This window comes from Xanthomarina spongicola, from assembly GCF_003148645.1.
Lineage (GTDB): Bacteria > Bacteroidota > Bacteroidia > Flavobacteriales > Flavobacteriaceae > Xanthomarina > Xanthomarina spongicola.
In genome coordinates this window covers 564,117-580,498 of record NZ_QGGP01000002.1, presented here as the reverse complement: position 1 = coordinate 580,498, position 16,382 = coordinate 564,117, and the positions used below count along the sequence as shown (strand labels likewise).

The 16,382-nt window shown below is 31.5% G+C and carries 13 protein-coding genes; 10 read left to right on the top strand and 3 right to left on the bottom strand.

Going from position 1 to position 16,382, the window contains the following annotated elements; all coding sequences use genetic code 11:
* Positions 1 to 3: 3 nt before the first annotated feature.
* From LX78_RS06645 to LX78_RS06625, 5 genes are all read left to right on the top strand, one after another.
* Positions 4 to 876, top strand: coding sequence for an N-acetylglucosamine kinase (locus LX78_RS06645; protein ID WP_109681856.1), 873 nt, complete (start codon positions 4 to 6; stop codon positions 874 to 876).
* On the top strand, positions 867 to 1,229 hold the full coding sequence (locus LX78_RS06640) for a methylglyoxal synthase (RefSeq protein ID WP_109681855.1): 363 nt from the start codon (positions 867 to 869) through the stop codon (positions 1,227 to 1,229). Before LX78_RS06645 ends, LX78_RS06640 begins: the two co-directional genes overlap by 10 nt.
* 309 nt (positions 1,230 to 1,538) lie before the next feature.
* On the top strand, positions 1,539 to 3,161 hold the full coding sequence (locus LX78_RS06635) for an arylsulfatase (protein ID WP_109681854.1): 1,623 nt from the start codon (positions 1,539 to 1,541) through the stop codon (positions 3,159 to 3,161).
* Positions 3,162 to 3,225: 64 nt separating this feature from the next.
* Positions 3,226 to 4,290 (top strand): HAD family hydrolase, encoded by a 1,065-nt coding sequence (locus LX78_RS06630; RefSeq protein WP_109681853.1) that lies wholly within the window; start codon positions 3,226 to 3,228, stop codon positions 4,288 to 4,290.
* A gap of 335 nt (positions 4,291 to 4,625) precedes the next feature.
* Positions 4,626 to 5,435, top strand: a complete 810-nt coding sequence (locus LX78_RS06625; RefSeq protein ID WP_109681922.1) for a hypothetical protein — start codon at positions 4,626 to 4,628, stop codon at positions 5,433 to 5,435.
* Positions 5,436 to 5,482: 47 nt separating this feature from the next.
* On the opposite strand, the gene LX78_RS06620 is transcribed toward LX78_RS06625, so the two are convergent.
* Positions 5,483 to 6,523: a GMP reductase gene (locus tag LX78_RS06620; protein ID WP_109681852.1), complete on the bottom strand. Its 1,041-nt coding sequence runs from the start codon at positions 6,521 to 6,523 to the stop codon at positions 5,483 to 5,485.
* Between the two features lie 225 nt (positions 6,524 to 6,748).
* On the opposite strand from LX78_RS06620, the gene LX78_RS06615 reads away from it, so the two are divergent.
* Both LX78_RS06615 and LX78_RS06610 read left to right on the top strand, forming a co-directional pair.
* Entirely contained in the window at positions 6,749 to 9,082 is a 2,334-nt protein-coding gene (locus tag LX78_RS06615; RefSeq protein WP_245881490.1) for a S9 family peptidase, read from the top strand.
* Between the two features lie 18 nt (positions 9,083 to 9,100).
* Positions 9,101 to 9,646 (top strand): methyltransferase domain-containing protein, encoded by a 546-nt coding sequence (locus LX78_RS06610; RefSeq protein WP_109681850.1) that lies wholly within the window; start codon positions 9,101 to 9,103, stop codon positions 9,644 to 9,646.
* A gap of 5 nt (positions 9,647 to 9,651) precedes the next feature.
* Here LX78_RS06610 and LX78_RS06605 read toward each other — a convergent pair whose 3' ends face one another.
* Positions 9,652 to 10,032 carry a Rid family detoxifying hydrolase gene (locus LX78_RS06605; protein WP_109681849.1) on the bottom strand — a complete coding sequence of 127 codons (381 nt, stop codon included), beginning with the start codon at positions 10,030 to 10,032 and terminating at the stop codon, positions 9,652 to 9,654.
* 24 nt (positions 10,033 to 10,056) lie between these two features.
* Positions 10,057 to 12,804 (bottom strand): putative LPS assembly protein LptD, encoded by a 2,748-nt coding sequence (locus LX78_RS06600; protein ID WP_109681848.1) that lies wholly within the window; start codon positions 12,802 to 12,804, stop codon positions 10,057 to 10,059.
* A gap of 109 nt (positions 12,805 to 12,913) precedes the next feature.
* Between LX78_RS06600 and LX78_RS06595 the strand changes: the two genes are divergently transcribed.
* Genes LX78_RS06595 through LX78_RS06585 form a run of 3 tightly spaced genes read left to right on the top strand, consistent with a single transcriptional unit; the run spans position 12,914 to position 16,340 of the window.
* Entirely contained in the window at positions 12,914 to 14,032 is a 1,119-nt protein-coding gene (locus LX78_RS06595; protein ID WP_109681847.1) for an N-acetylmuramoyl-L-alanine amidase family protein, read from the top strand.
* A 55-nt stretch (positions 14,033 to 14,087) separates the two neighbouring features.
* Entirely contained in the window at positions 14,088 to 15,017 is a 930-nt protein-coding gene (locus LX78_RS06590; protein WP_109681846.1) for an MlaD family protein, read from the top strand.
* Between the two features lie 15 nt (positions 15,018 to 15,032).
* Complete coding sequence (locus tag LX78_RS06585; RefSeq protein ID WP_109681845.1) at positions 15,033 to 16,340, top strand: (Fe-S)-binding protein; 1,308 nt, start codon at positions 15,033 to 15,035, stop codon at positions 16,338 to 16,340.
* The last annotated feature ends 42 nt before the right edge of the window (positions 16,341 to 16,382 follow it).

The window sequence follows — 16,382 nt, the reverse complement described above, 5'->3', positions numbered from 1 at the left end:
CTCATGATATTAATTGTCGATAGTGGCTCAACAAAATGCGATTGGATTTCTGTAGATTCTCAAGGACATCAGCTTTTAGATAAAATTCATACTAAGGGTCTTAATCCTGCCATTTTAAAAGAAGAAGAGCTTTCAAATATTATAAACTCAAATCCTGAATTAATATCACATAAAACAGATGTCACTCATGTGTTTTTTTATGGAGCAGGTTGTGGCACAGAAAAACCAAGACTCCTATTAAAGCAAGTCTTACAATCCATTTTCAATAAAGCTTTAGTAGAAGTTAAAGAAGATACATTTGCAGCAGTTAGAGCAACCATAAACCATGAAAACGAAGCAGCAGTAGTTTGTATCTTAGGTACAGGTTCTAATTGTAGTTATTTTGATGGTGAAGTTCTGCATCAACGTGTATCATCTTTAGGCTATACTATTATGGACGATGCTGCAGGAAATTATTATGGAAAACAACTAATTCGTGATTATTATTTTAATCACATGCCAGAAAATTTGAAGATTTTGTTTGCACAAAAATATCACATAGATGCAGATGAAATTAAATATAACTTGTATAAACAACCAAATCCAAATGCCTATTTGGCATCTTTTGCTGAATTTATGTTTACTCATAAAGATTCAGAGTATATTAAAAACCTAATCAAAAAAGGACTTCGTGAATTTTCAAAAAATATGATTCTGCAATATTCAGATGTACTTAAAGCAGTACCTGTTCACTTTGCTGGTTCAATTGCATATTTTTCTAAAGATGAAATTTTGGAAATAGCCGAAGAGTTTCATTTTAAAGTAGGAAACATTGTAAGACGTCCTATAGATGGGCTTGTAAAATATCATATTAATCAATTAGATTCATGGAAATAGCAATAATAGCACACGACGGGAAAAAAGCAGAAATGGTTCAGTTTTTAAATGAACATAAAGAGGTGCTTCTTCAAAAAAATATTTCTTTAGTTTCTACTGGAACTACTGGCAAAAAAGTTAAAAAAGCTGGTTTTGAAGTGTTAAGATTACTTTCAGGACCTTTAGGTGGAGATGCACAAATTGCTGCTCGTGTTGCTGAAGGCAAATGTAACATGGTCTTGTTTTTTAGAGATCCTTTAGAAAAACACCCTCACGAACCAGATGTGCTTATGCTTATGCGTTTATGCGATGTTCACGATGTGCCATTGGCTACTAATCCTGCAACTGCTGAATTATTAATGAAAGGGTTGTAGATAAATAACTTAAATATACGTACTATTTTTATCACGTATTGTTGAGTTGTTACAATACTTAAAACTTTTTTGTAAGAAATTTTTGCCTGTTTTTAAGTTCTGTGTTTTTTTTTTTTAAATTTGTTTATATTTAGGTAACTAATAAATATAGCTAGTTTTAAACAATAGATTTACAGCCAATTAGCACTCCTCAGATCATTATTTATCAATTATAAATAATATTCAAGCAAATTTATTTTGAGACTATGTGTTTATATTTTAGTGCCTTTTTAATTAATCAATATCAATTTTAACTTAATAAATTTAACAATGAAAAACACAAAAACGTTATCATTAATAATGATAGGTATTTTTTTCCTATCATTTTCTGTGACATTTGCTCAGAAAAACAGCAAAAGACCAGCAAAACCGAATATCATCATGATTGTATCAGATGATACAGGTTGGGGAGATTTAGGCGTATATGGAGGAGGTGTTGGTAGAGGAATGCCAACTCCAAATTTAGACAAAGTTGCAAAAGAGGGTATGCAATTTTGGTCATTTTATGGACAGCCAAGTTGTACTCCAGGTAGAGCAGCTATGCAAACTGGTAGAATTCCAAACCGTTCTGGTATGACTACAGTTGCCTTTCAAGGACAAGGTGGTGGACTACCAGCAGCAGAATGGACAATAGCTTCAGTATTAAAAAAAGCAGATTATAACACGTATTTTTCTGGAAAATGGCATTTAGGTGAAGACGATTATGCCATGCCAACTGCACAAGGTTATGATATTATGCAAAACGTGGTTTTATATCACTTAAATGCATATACATATGCTTTCCCTTCATGGAATCCAGAAATGTCTCCAGAAATGGCCGCTTTTTTCCAAAAAGTAACCAAAGGTATTTTAGAAGGAGAAGCAGGTAAGCCAGTTAGAGAAGTTTCTAAAGTTACTACAGAGAACATTGCAGAATTAGACATGAATATGACTGAAAATGTTCTAAAGCAAATGGATATTTATGCAAAAGATAAAAAACCATTTTTTATGAGCATTAACTTTGCTAAAAACCATCAGCCAAATTTACCTTCAAAGCAATTTAAAGGAAAATCACCAGCTAAAAGCAAATATGCAGATGCAGTAATGGAAATGGATTACAACGTTGGTCGTATTATGGACAAAATTAAGGCTCTAGGCATTAGCGAGAATACAATTGTAGTTTATACAGTTGATAATGGAGCTTGGCAAGATGTATATCCAGATGCTGGTTATACACCATTTAGAGGATCTAAAGGTACAGATAGAGAAGGTGGAAGCCTTGTTCCAGCATTAGCATGGTGGCCAGGACAAATTAAAGCAGGTACAGATAATCATGATATTGTTGGTGGATTAGACTATATGGCAACCTTTGCATCTTTAGCAGGAGTAGAATTACCAACTAAAGATAGAGAAGGAGTTCCTATGGTTTTTGATAGTTACGATATGTCTAACATCTTATTTGATGAAGGGGAACCATTACGTAGAAAATGGTTTTACTTTACAGAGTCTGAATTATCTCCTGGAGCTGTAAGAGTTGATAGATGGAAAGCTGTTTTCAATACACGTGGAGACAATGGTGCTTTAGCAGGAAGTAATATGCCAGGACAAGAATTAGGTTGGAGAGGAGACCAAACCTATGTCGCAACTGTACCAGCTATTTATGATTTATGGGCAGATCCTCAAGAACGTTACGATTTATTTATGAATAGTTTTACAGAAAAAACATGGACATTACCAATCTTCAATAAAGCGACACAAGACTTAATAGAATCGTATGTTAAGTATCCACCACGTCCACTACAAAGTGAAGTATTTACGGGTCCATTAGAAATTAAACAATTTAGAAATATGGAAAAAGCTAAATTGCTGCTAAAAGAAAAAGGTGTAGTAATTCCTAAATTAGAAGGAGAATAAACTTTATTTACAGAATAACAAAAGGGTGCATTTTGCACCCTTTTGTTTCTTTAAAACGAATTCGATGAAAAAAATAAACAAATCATTTTATTACTTTTTTGTTCTTACTTTCTTAATCGCTTTTTCTTCTTGTAAAGAACAAACAAATGCAAAAGAGCCTGTGGTTGCAAACACAGAGCAACCAGCAGAAAGTAAAGATCCTCTACCATCTTGGAATGATGGAGCTACAAAACAAGCCATTGTTAGTTTTGTAAATGCAGTTACAGATAAAAACGGAGCAGATTACGTTTCACCAAACGACAGAATAGCAACCTTTGATAATGACGGAACCTTATGGGCTGAACAACCTGTTTATGCACAATTGTTATTTGCTTTTGATAGAATTAAAACATTAGCTCCCGAGCATCCAGAATGGAAAAACAAACAACCTTTTAAAGCTGTTTTAGAAAATGATCAAAAAACATTGATGGAATCTGGTGAGAAAGGATTGTTAGAAATTGTAACAATTACGCATGCTGGAATGTCTACAGATGATTTTGAAACTATAGTAAACAATTGGATTACTGTAGCTAAACAACCAGACCCAAGATTTAAAGATAGACTTTTTACGGAAATGATCTATCAACCAATGCTTGAATTATTGGATTATTTAAGAGCTAATGATTTTGATGTCTTTATAGTTTCAGGAGGAGGAATTGAATTTATGCGCCCTTGGACAGATAGAGTTTATGGAGTTCCAACACAAAATGTAGTTGGAAGTAGTGTTCAGGTTGCTTATGATTATAATGATGGGAAGCCAGTTCTCAAGAGAATTGCAAAAATTGATTTTATTGACGACAAAGTTGGAAAACCTGTTGGAATCAATTCACATATTGGTAAGAAACCAATTCTTGCTTTTGGAAACTCAACAGGAGATCAGCAAATGTTAGAATGGAGTCAAAGTAAAGGAACAAAAACCTTCCAAGGATTGGTACACCATACAGATGCAGATAGAGAATGGGCTTACGGTCCAGACTCTCATATTGGAACATTTTCTGATGAATTAATGAAAAAAGCAGATTCTAGTGGTTGGCACGTAGTTGATATGAAAACAGAATGGAAAGTTATTTTTCCATCTGATTTGAAATAAATAATGCCAATACCAATTATTAATTAAGGTCTAGCTTCTTAATAATAAGACTAGACCTTTTTTTGAAATAAAATAGACTTTAAGTTAAAACTTACAATTCAAAAAGCAGTATAAATAAAGTGTATTTTATAAATATTAAAATATGTTAAGTGATTAAAAAATATGAATAATTTTGGGATTCGTTTCGGTTTTCGTTGGTATTTACCCATGTAAAATTATTTAAAAAAACTTTAAGTTAAAAGATTGTTAAGGACTTTTAGCTTAATTTTGTTGATAATAACTGAATGTCTAAAATTAATTATCTAAATAATGAAAAAAGCAAACAACATTATATTATGAAAAAGTTATTACTATTATTCTCTACTATGTTCTGTTTAGTTTCAGGGTTTGCACAAGAAACAAAACCTGAAGAAAAGTCAGCTGCTAGTTCAAGCGAAGCACAGGCTAACAATCCATTAGCTAACATGACTGCCTTAAGCTTTCAAAATTATTATATGCCAAAATTATCTGATGCTCCAGATGATGCATATATGAATACCTTTTGGGTTCGTTTTGCAAAACCTGTCGCAAAAGGAAAATTATTATTACGTGCATCTATGCCAATTTCAACCATTGGAATGCCAAATCAATTTGGTGTGGTAAATACAACTAGTGGCCTTGGTGATATGAATGCCTTTTTATCCTATAATTTTGTATCTAATGAGACTACTACTATGGGTATTGGTCCATCTATTACAGCACCAACAGCTAGTGATGATGCCTTGGGAACTGGAAAATGGCAAGGAGGTTTTGCTTTTGTTGCATTTGTGGCAAAATCGCCAGTGTTTCAATTTGGTGGGTTAATAACATGGCAAGCCTCATTTGCTGGAGAAAGTGATAGAAAAGATACTAACTTAGCAGCTATTCAACCATTTTATTTCTGGCAATTAGGGAAAGGAACGTATTTAAGAGGAGCACCAATTTGGGTTCTTAATCTTAAAGATGATTCGTATTCTGTACCATTTGCGCTAGGTATAGGGAAAGTTGTTAAAATGGGAGACACCGTATTTAATTTGTATGTGGAACCACAATATTCAGTATATGTAAAAGGAGTTCAACCAGTTTTTCAAGTTTTAGCTGGTGTTAATTTACAGTTTATGAAATAATAACGTTTGTTATTTAAAAATATATAAGGGAGCTTCGGTTCCCTTATTTATTCTGTATAAATCCTATTTTCCTGTTCTGCAACACGAATAAAAGTAGTACGCTTAGTCAATTCTTTTAAACGTTGAGCTCCAACATAAGTACACGTACTTCTTAATCCTCCTAAAATATCTTGTAGTGTATTTTCAACATCACCTTTATATGGAACTTCAACCGTTTTACCTTCGCTAGCTCTATATTCTGCAACACCACCAACATGCTTATCCATAGCTGTTTCCGAGCTCATGCCATAAAACTGTTTGTAGATATTACCATGTCTTTCAATGGTTTCTCCACCACTTTCATTATGACCAGCAAACATACCTCCAAGCATGACAAAATCTGCTCCAGCACCAAAAGCTTTAGCAACATCTCCAGGAGTAGCACAACCACCATCGCTAATTATTTGTCCACCTAAGCCATGAGCTGCATCTGCACATTCAATAATGGCTGATAGTTGTGGATATCCAACACCAGTTTTTACGCGAGTAGTACAAACAGAACCTGGTCCAATACCAACTTTAATAATGTCTGCACCTGCAAGTAATAATTCTTCAACCATTTCGCCCGTAACCACATTTCCAGCTATTATGGTCTTATCTGGATATTGTTCTCTAGTACGTTGAACAAAACTTACAAAATGTTCAGAATAACCATTAGCAACATCAATACAAATAAATTTTAAGCTTGGATCTAAGATAAAAATATCGGCTAATTTTTTTAAGTCTTGTTTTCCAGTTCCAGTGCTTACTGCAATATAATCGGCTATGTTTTTAGGAGCGTTTTGTAAAAACTGTTTCCATTGTTCAAGCGTATAATGTTTGTGTATAGCTGTAAATAATTTATGCTTTGTTAAAGCTAAAGCCATTTCAAACGTGCCAACAGTATCCATATTTGCTGCCATAATAGGAATACCATGCCAAGTTAAATCACAGTTTAAAAAAGTAAAATTTCGTTCTAAATTAACCTGAGATCTACTTTTTAAGGTGGAACGTTTTGGTCTTATCATCACGTCTTTAAAGCCTAATTTAATGTCTTGTTCTATTCGCATGTCTGGAAGATATTTGGTTACTATCAAAAATACACGTTCTATTAAAAATACTTCATATAAAATTTAAAATTTAAAGTGCGTTTTATTAACAATTGTTTAAAGAAACGGAACTCTTTTTGGTTTGAATTCATGTTGAGAAAGAGTAACTTCGTTTTCTTAATATTCTCTTTAATTTTATTTGTTATGAAGTTGAAAAACTCTTTGTTATATATAAGTTTTTGTCTAATGAGCTTCTTGAGTATCGCTCAAATAAATAATGTATCTGAATTAACCATTAAAGAGATTATGCAAGGTTCTGACTTTATTGGTTATTTACCATCTAATGTTAGTTGGTCCAGTAAAAGTGATATTATTTATTTCAAATGGAATCCCAATGCAGATTTAAGTGATTCTCTTTATGCATATCATACAAAAAACGATAAAATAAGTAAAGTTGATTTCGAAACAGAATATGCTTTACCAGCTTCAAATGTAATTTTCAATAAAAACAAATCAAAGAAAATATACAGTAAATATGGCGATATTTATTTAGTAGATGTTTCCACTAATAAAACCAATCAAATAACCCAAACATTAGAATATGAAAGTCAGGTACATTTTACTAATAAAGATACAGAAGTAGCTTATGTAAAAGAAAAGAATATCTACAAATGGAATATAATTACAGGAACAACTATACAAGTCACTAATTTCTTAAATAAAGAAGAAAAAGAAAAAGATAAAAGTGAAAAAGATGAATGGCTTTATAATGATCAGTTGGAGCTTTTCGAAGTACTAAAAGAACGCAAGGAAAAATCTGATAAACGAGATACGCTAATGAAGCGTTTTGATGCGAAGAAACCATTGAAAATTTATCTAGAAGGAAAATCGGTATTAAATCAACTAATGAGTCCAGATGGAAAATATGTGACTTATATAACAGCAAAAAGACCAGAGAATAAAAAAACTATCATGCCACATTATGTGACTGAATCTGGTTATACAGAAGATGAAAACACACGTTCTAAAGTAGGTGATGAGCTTACAGAATACAGTATGTTTATTTATGATATTGCGAATAGAAAAACATATCCTGTTGTTTTAGATAATTTAGATGGTTTGAATTATATTCCAGAGTACACAAAAGAATATCCAGACAAACCTTATAAAAACGAAAACCGAATTGGGTATATTTCTGGACCAACTTGGAGTCCAGATGGTAAATATGCTATTTTAGATATTATTGCAAACGATTACAAAGACCGTTGGATTACACTTTTGGATATAGAGACTGGAACTATTGAAAACTTAGACCATCAACATGACGAAGCTTGGATATCAGGACCTGGAATTGGAGGTTATGGAGGAGGAAGTTTGGGTTTTATGCCAGACAATAAGAGTATTTGGTTTATGTCTGAGAAAACAGGGTATTCGCATTTATATTCAATGAATGTGACTTCTAAAAAGATAAAAACTCTTACTGAAGGTTCATTCGAGATATACAATCCACAGATTTCTAAAGATAAAAAGCATTGGTATTTAACTTCTAATATGAACCATCCTGGAGATCGTCAGTTTTACAGTATGCCTATACATGGAGGAAAATTTACTGCTCTAACCAATAAAATTGGTAAAAATGATGTCACGCTTTCACCAGACGAAAAGCAGATGGCTATTTTGTATTCCTATTCAAATAAACCTACAGAATTGTATGTGAAAGAAAATCCGATGTTTGCTTCAAAAGAATCAACTCCAAAGCAAATAACACATTCAACAACTGATACTTTTGATAGCTATCCTTGGAGAGCTCCAGAAATTATTACTTTTAAAGCGGATGATGGAGCAAATGTGCATGCTAGATTATATCAGCCAAAAGCAGAAGTAAAGAACAAAGCTGCAGTTATTTTTGTTCATGGAGCTGGTTATTTACAGAATGCTCATAAATGGTGGAGCTCTTATTATAGAGAGTATATGTTTCATAATTTGTTAGTAGATAACGGTTATACTGTTTTAGATATTGATTATCGTGGTAGTGCAGGCTATGGGAGAGATTGTAGAACAGGAATTTATAGACACATGGGAGGAAAAGATTTGTCTGACCAAGTGGATGGTGCCGAATTTTTAATAAGCGAATATGATATTGACAAAGATAAAATTGGTATTTATGGAGGTTCTTATGGAGGTTTTATAACCCTTATGGCTATGTTTAACGAACCTGAAACTTTTAAAGCAGGTGCTGCTATTCGTTCGGTTGGAGATTGGGCAGCTTATAATCATGGTTATACAGCAAGGATATTAAATACTCCAGTAACAGATAGTTTGGCGTATAGAAGGAGTTCTCCAATTTATTTTGCAGATGGTTTACAAGGAGATTTATTGATTTTACATGGAATGATAGACGATAATGTGCATTTTCAAGACATGGTTCGTTTGTCGCAACGTTTAATAGAGTTAGGTAAAGAAAATTGGGAAATGGCTATTTATCCTATAGAACGTCATGGATTTGTGGAGCCTAGTAGCTGGACAGATGAATATACAAGAATTTACAAGTTGTTTCAAGAAAGTTTACTTGGTGAATAACTGTTTAATTATATATAAATGAAAACCTTAGACAGATATTTACAAAACGTTCGTATTAATAAAGCCAAAAAATTTATTAGAAAAAACGATGCTATTTTGGATATAGGAAGTGTAGATGGTGTGATGTTCGAAAAATGGAAAAAAAATATTTCTTATAGTTATGGTATTGATCCAATTTTAGAGCATGAAATTAAAACAGATTATTTTACGCTGTTGCCAGGAAAATTTCCAGAAGATATTCCAAAAAATTTAACTTTTAATGCAATTACCATGCTTGCAGTTTTAGAACATATTCCTAAAGAAGTTCAGGAAACTATGTCTCGAGATTTTTTTAAGTTATTAAAGCCTAAAGGTCGTGTTATAATAACAGTACCTTCACCACAAGTAGATACTATTCTTGAAGTTCTGTTAAAGTTAAAACTTGTTGATGGTATGAGTTTAGAAGAGCATTATGGTTTTAAACCTAGTGATACTGAAACTTTATTTTCAAAAGGATTTAAACTTATAAAAAAGAAAAAATTTCAATTAGGACTTAATAATCTGTATGTTTTCGAGAAAGTATAATAATACTATTTTGAAGCCATCATACTAATTTCAACATTTACAAATTTTGGTAAATTGGCAACTTCAACTGTTTCACGTGCTGGAGCAGTTTCTTCGTTAAAGTAGGTAGCATATACTTCGTTTATTTTCGAGAAATTATGCATATCACTTATAAATATTGTTGTTTTAAAAACGTTTTCAAAAGTCATATCTGCTGCATTTAAAACTGCTTTTAAGTTTTCCATAACTTGTTTGGTTTCCGTTTTAATATCGTTTAAAACCAACTCCATAGTTTCTGGGTTTAAAGCTATCTGTCCAGACGTATATAAAATATTATTTACTAAAACTGCTTGGTTGTAAGGACCAATTGGAGCAGGAGCTAGAGATGTGTTTATAATTTTTTTCATTGGAAGAGTTATTAAATAATTACACTATAATTGTTTATCTGGCTGTCTACGTTTATCGTATTTAAGATCTTTAAGTAAATTAGATTTTATACCAATAAAGAAGTTCCAGGACGTTCTGTCACCAAATGGAATCCAATTGAAACTCATTCTCCAGCTTAATAAATCTCTTTCAAAACGAAGGGACGTATAAGTAACCCCTTTGTTTTTAAAATCGTATCCAGAAGAAGCACCAACTTTCCAACGTGGAGAAAGTTCAACATCACCAGAGAACATTAAAGAATGAGAAGATATTTCGTCTTCACGTCTAACATTAGAATAGTTAACAGCATAAGCTAAACGTAAACTCCATGGTATAACATTGGTATATAAATCACTTGGCGTTTTTTCATCTTCATCATCTTCATAAAAACTAGCATCAGCAAAATCTTGAGATCGTCCAAATAAATCATCAGCACGACCACCACTTCTTAGATTTTCTTCTTTGCTTTCATCTGTTTCTCTACCTGTAAATGTAGTGTTAGAAATGGTATAATTCATAGTAACATTGGCACTTGTAAGTCTAAATAAACTTCCACCATTATCAATATTCCACATATCAATAATACTATTGTTACTATCTAAAGCATAAGGGTTTAATGTTGCGCCAAAATTCACAGACATTTTATCTTTTAATAACTGTGTGCTTCCTGTAATTCTTAATGGGTTCCAATTTATTGAGTCTGCTGCAAGATCATATCCAGTATTGAAATTAAGATTGTCTAATAATTTAATTTTTCTTGGTTCTGTTTTGGTAGAATCCTTGTCACGAACTTTAATTTCAATATTATTAGATAGACCTAATCCAATTGTATTTGAAAACCTGTTAGTAGGAGTAGCATAAATTGAATTTTCAAATTTCGAATATTCAACTTCTGTAGTTGTTAATCCATCTGCACTAACAATCTCATAAGTGTCATAATATTGGTCGAATGATGGGTTTATGATATAACTTACCGATGGTCTCATAACATGGCGTAGCTGTTTAATCTTTTTATCTTCTCCCTCTTTTTCAAAATTAAACATACCATATAATGTGGTACCTAAGCTAGCATTAAAATTGTAACTTCTAAAAGATTCAAAACCGTTATCAACTTCTGTTATTACTTCCTTAGTATCCTCATCATAGTATTTTTTTACAGATTCGAAAGTCCAAGTTTCATTGAATGTTGTTCCAGCACTTAAGCTTAAATATTTAAAAACTTTAAAATTTGTTGTTAGTGGAATACTATGGTTGACACCAAATCTTGCATCATCCCACATTTCCTTTTTAAAGAATAAAGAATCTGTAGTTTGTATATTGTTTTCGGCCCTTATATTATATTGAAAGTTTATATTCTGAATAATTCCTTTTTTTGTTCCTATTTTAGGTTCGAAAGGATAAATTCTACTTACACTTGCTTGTAGTGTAGGTAGAGTCATGTTTATTTGTTCAGTATTTGTGTTTTGAGAATGAGTTGCAGCTAAACTCAAGTTAACTTGTGGCTCTCCTTGAAATGTTTTAGAATATGAAACTGAAGATGCCATAGTATTATTTAAAAAACTTGGAGCATTTACTTGATTTATTGTTTCTCTATAATACTTACTACTTCCTAAGTTTACAGAAGCTGAAAACCTGGAATTTGGACTAGATTTTGGATCTTGTGAATGCGACCAACGTATATTATAGATTGTAGATTTTGAATAATCTGGGAAGCCTCGTTCACTTTCTATTAGGTTTTCGTATCGAAATCCTAAATTTCCAGAAAATTTATAGCGTACAGCATAATTACTCTCAAAACGTAAGCCATAGCTACCATTTGTATAATAATCTCCTAAAACAGCTAAATCTAAATAATCACTAATTGCAAAATAATAACCACCATTTTGTAGAAAGTAACCTCTACTACTTTGTTCTCCAAAACTTGGAATAATAACTCCAGAGGTTTGCTTTTTTGTTAAAGGAAAGAAACCAAAAGGTAATCCAATTGGTGTTGGAACATCGGCAACTACCATATTAGTTAAACCAACTACAATTTTTTTATTTGGAACTAATTTAATTTTATTAGCCTGGAAATAATATTCTGGATTCTCAATATTTTTAGACGTGGTAAAACGCCCTTTATATAAGAAAATTACCGAATCGTTTTCTTTTTTAGTAATAGGCGCATAAATCTGCATGCCTTGTTGTTCGGTTTTCGAATTAAAAATAAGTGCTTTTTCAGTATCAAAATTAAAACGAATGGAATCAGGTTCAACCAAATTATCACCTTGTTTAAAGGATGGTTTCTGTGAGTAATTTCCTAATGAATCTTTTATACGTCCAGCATAAACTTCATTTTTCTCATAATCTATTACAATAATTCCAGCTTTAAGTTCCATATCTTCATAGTAAACTTCTGCTTCGTTATATAAATAAAGTTTTTGTTCCTTATTGTTGAAAGATGTATAGTCAGTGGCTTTGTAAGTAACAATACCAGTTAAAAACTCTTGTTTTGGCTTTACGGAATCCTGTAAAGTTGAATCTTGACCTGCTTCTGAAAGCTCTAATTTTTCAAGATCATTTACATTTACTGAAATTGAATCGTTGCTTTTTTTAGGTGTTACTTTTCCTCCAGAATTTGGAATATCTTGAGCGAAGCCAAAAGTGTTGATAAACACTGTAAAACTTAAGGCAAAAAGTATGTAAAAGTTGTTTGTACGCAACGCTTTTAAATGTATTTTTGTAAAAGTATGGCTCGGTTTTTGAATTGCCAAAATTATATATATTTTTTGTGATTAATTTAATATTAACGAAAATTCGAAAATTAAACTTAACCACTATTAATTTAGGTAATAAACCTGCCCAAAAGCTGTTATTATAAATATGAAAACGAAATCGTTATTACTTTTCTTATCTATTCTGTTTATTTTATTCTTTATAAACAAATCTACTATCTATGCTCAAGATACTTCAAATAAATTTATTGTAGTTCTAGATGCTGGTCATGGAGGTAAAGATCCTGGAAAACCTTCAAAAGAAGGATATACAGAAAAAGATATTGCTCTTAAAATTGTATTGGAAGTTGGTAAAGAATTAGAAAAAAATCCAGATATTAAAGTTGTTTACACTAGAACAAAAGATGTATTTGTTGATTTATTTGTAAGAGGAAAAATTGCAAATGAAGCAAAAGCAGATTTATTTGTTTCTGTGCATTGTAATGCACACAATACTCAAGCATACGGTTCTGAAACTTACGTTTTAGGGATACATAGAAACGACACCAATTTTAATGTAGCAAAAGCAGAAAACGAAGTTATTTATTTAGAGGATGACTACGAGAAAAATTATGAAGGTTTCAACCCTAATTCTCCTGGATCTTATATTGGATTAACCCTTATGCAGGAAGAGTATTTAGATCAAAGTATTTTATTAGCAAGTTTAATACAAAAGTATTTTACAAATTCATTAAAGCGCAAAGACAGAGGTGTTAAGCAGGCTGGATTTATCGTGTTACATCAAACAATTATGCCTAGTGTTCTTGTCGAAACAGGCTTTATTACTAACAAACATGAAGGTGCTTATTTAAATTCGTATAAAGGGCAACTAGAAATGTCTACAGCAATTAAGAATGCTATTTTAGATTATAAAAATGCCATTTATCAGAATGTTGATGATTTTGTTTATCAAGAATCCGAAACTAAAATTGTTGAAAATACAGAACCAGACGATATTTATAATAATATTGTTTTTAAAGTACAAATAGCAGCTAGTTCTAAAGAAATTGAATTGAAAGCATATAATTTTAAAGGTCTAGAAGATGTTTCAAGAGAGAAAGTAAATGGACTATATAAATATTATTATGGTTATACTTCTAATTATACTAAAATAAAAGATTTTCAAGCCTATGCCAAATCAAGAGGTTATGATTCAAGTTTTATTGTCTCTTTTAAAGATGGTAAAAATATTCCTTTAGATGAAGCCTTAAAATCAAAAGCTAATTAGAGTCATTCTTTATAAATTTATTTCTAATTTTGTTTAGTAACTTAATAAAATCAATTTGAAACTATCTAGAGAAGTCAAAACAGCTATATTAGTCATACTTGGAATTGTATTTTTAATTTTTGGAATCAATTATTTAAAAGGTAAAAATTTACTAGATTCTTCAGAAGTGTTCTACACAGAATTCGACTATAATGCATTAACAAAAGCATCTCCTGTAACTATAAAAGGTAATAACGTTGGGAGAATCAATGAAATTATCTACGTTATTGAAACTGGAAAAACTAGAGTATCTTTTGCTGTAGATAATAAATTAAAATTTTCAAAAAACAGTAAAATTAGACTTTACGAACTAGGCATCATGGAAGGTAATGGTCTGGCTATTATTACTGCTGATGACGATCAATATGCTCAAAGTGGTGATTTTTTGCAATCTGAAGTAGAACAAGGATTAATTACTAGTTTAACCAAAAACTTTTCAGGTTTAAGCACAGGTTTAGATAGTACTTTAAAATCTGCAGACTCTCTTTTATTTAGTTTAAATGGATTAGTTGAAGATGATTCTGAAGCAGGATTAAAACACGCAATAAAAGAGCTCAATCAAACATTATCTTCATTTAAAACATTATCTGGATCTTTTAATTCATTAATTGCAAAAAATCAAGATAGCTTGACAGCAGTTATTAGTAATTTTAGTACTATAAGTAAAAACTTAGCAATTTTATCTGAAGATTTAAAAGATGTTGAAATATCAAAAACTATTAACAATCTAGATGAAACTTTATCAAGCGTAAATGCCCTTTTAGCAGAATTAGATAAAGGAGAAGGCTCTCTAGGTAAATTGCTCAATGATGACGAATTGTATAATAATCTAGAAGGAGCTTCAAAAGAATTAGAAGAATTATTAGAAGATGTTAAGTTGCATCCTAAACGTTATTTTAGAATCCTTTCCAAAAAGGAAATTCCTTATGAAGAATCTGAAAACTAACTATTACCAAAGAACATGAATTATATTCCAAACATATTATTTGCTTTATTACTTATTGCAGGTTTTGGATACTTTGCCAAAAACGTAAGAAAACTAATTAGAAACATTAAACTAGGTCAGGATGTTGATGTTAGCGATAATAAATCGCAACGTTGGAAAAACATGACTAGAATTGCTCTAGGACAAGGAAAAATGGTTAAAAGACCCATTGCTGGTTTTTTGCATATTGTTGTTTACATAGGATTTGTAATAATTAATATTGAATTATTAGAAATTGTTATTGATGGTCTCACAGGTTCTTGGAGAATTTTTTCATATTACCAGGAACTTTATGGAGTTTTAATAGGAACCTTCGAAATATTAGCTGTTTTAGTTTTAGTATCAGTTATTGTTTTTTGGATTCGTAGAAACATTATAAAAATTAATAGATTTTGGAAAAACGAAATGACAAGCTGGCCAAAAAACGATGCCAATTACATTTTGTATTTTGAAATGGTTCTAATGTCGCTTTTCTTGATTATGAATGCTACAGATATTCATTTTCAATTAATGAATTCTGGAAATGTTGTTAGTCAGTTTATTGCTCCTTGGTTTAGTGGTTTACCAGAAACAACTATCCATGTAATAGAACGTACAGCTTGGTGGCTACATATTATAGGGATTTTAATTTTCTTAAACTATCTGTATTTCTCAAAGCACTTACATATACTTTTAGCTTTTCCAAATACATATTATGGTAAAGTACAGCCTAAAGGCCAATTAAATAATCTAGAAGCAGTTACTAACGAAGTAAAAATGATGATGGATCCAAACGTCGATCCATTTGCTGCACCAGCAGAAGGTGCAGAGAATGTAATGCCTGCAAAATTTGGAGCTTCAGATGTTCAGGATTTAAGTTGGGTTCAATTGCTAAACGCATATACCTGTACAGAATGTGGACGTTGTACAAGCGAATGTCCAGCTAATTTAACTGGCAAAAAATTGTCGCCTAGAAAAATCATGATGGACACTAGAGACAGGTTAGAAGAGGTTGGTAAAAACATAGATGCTAATAATGGCGAATTTAAAGATGATGGTAAACAGTTGTTAGGAGATTATATTTCTACCGAAGAACTTTGGGCTTGTACAACTTGTAATGCTTGTGTAGAAGCTTGTCCAGTTAGCATTGATCCTTTGTCTATTATTATAGAAATGAGACGTTATTTAGTTATGGAACAAAGTGCTGCACCTGTAGAATTAAATAATATGATGACGAACATCGAGAATAATGGAGCACCTTGGCCATATAACCAAATGGACAGATTAAATTGGAAAGATGAGTAGTAAAAATCAACTTCTAATAAAATAAAAATTTAAAAAAAAATC

Excerpts from the sequence above, each read along its gene's own strand:
- LX78_RS06645 (WP_109681856.1), top strand. The coding sequence starts at position 4 with ATGATATTAATTGTCGATAGTGGCTCAACAAAATGCGATTGGATTTCT.
- LX78_RS06640 (WP_109681855.1), top strand. The coding sequence starts at position 867 with ATGGAAATAGCAATAATAGCACACGACGGGAAAAAAGCAGAAATGGTT.
- LX78_RS06635 (WP_109681854.1), top strand. The coding sequence starts at position 1,539 with ATGAAAAACACAAAAACGTTATCATTAATAATGATAGGTATTTTTTTC.
- LX78_RS06630 (WP_109681853.1), top strand. The coding sequence starts at position 3,226 with ATGAAAAAAATAAACAAATCATTTTATTACTTTTTTGTTCTTACTTTC.
- LX78_RS06625 (WP_109681922.1), top strand. The coding sequence starts at position 4,626 with ATGAAAAAGTTATTACTATTATTCTCTACTATGTTCTGTTTAGTTTCA.
- LX78_RS06620 (WP_109681852.1), bottom strand. The coding sequence starts at position 6,523 with ATGCGAATAGAACAAGACATTAAATTAGGCTTTAAAGACGTGATGATA.
- LX78_RS06615 (WP_245881490.1), top strand. The coding sequence starts at position 6,749 with ATGAGCTTCTTGAGTATCGCTCAAATAAATAATGTATCTGAATTAACC.
- LX78_RS06610 (WP_109681850.1), top strand. The coding sequence starts at position 9,101 with ATGAAAACCTTAGACAGATATTTACAAAACGTTCGTATTAATAAAGCC.
- LX78_RS06605 (WP_109681849.1), bottom strand. The coding sequence starts at position 10,032 with ATGAAAAAAATTATAAACACATCTCTAGCTCCTGCTCCAATTGGTCCT.
- LX78_RS06595 (WP_109681847.1), top strand. The coding sequence starts at position 12,914 with ATGAAAACGAAATCGTTATTACTTTTCTTATCTATTCTGTTTATTTTA.
- LX78_RS06585 (WP_109681845.1), top strand. The coding sequence starts at position 15,033 with ATGAATTATATTCCAAACATATTATTTGCTTTATTACTTATTGCAGGT.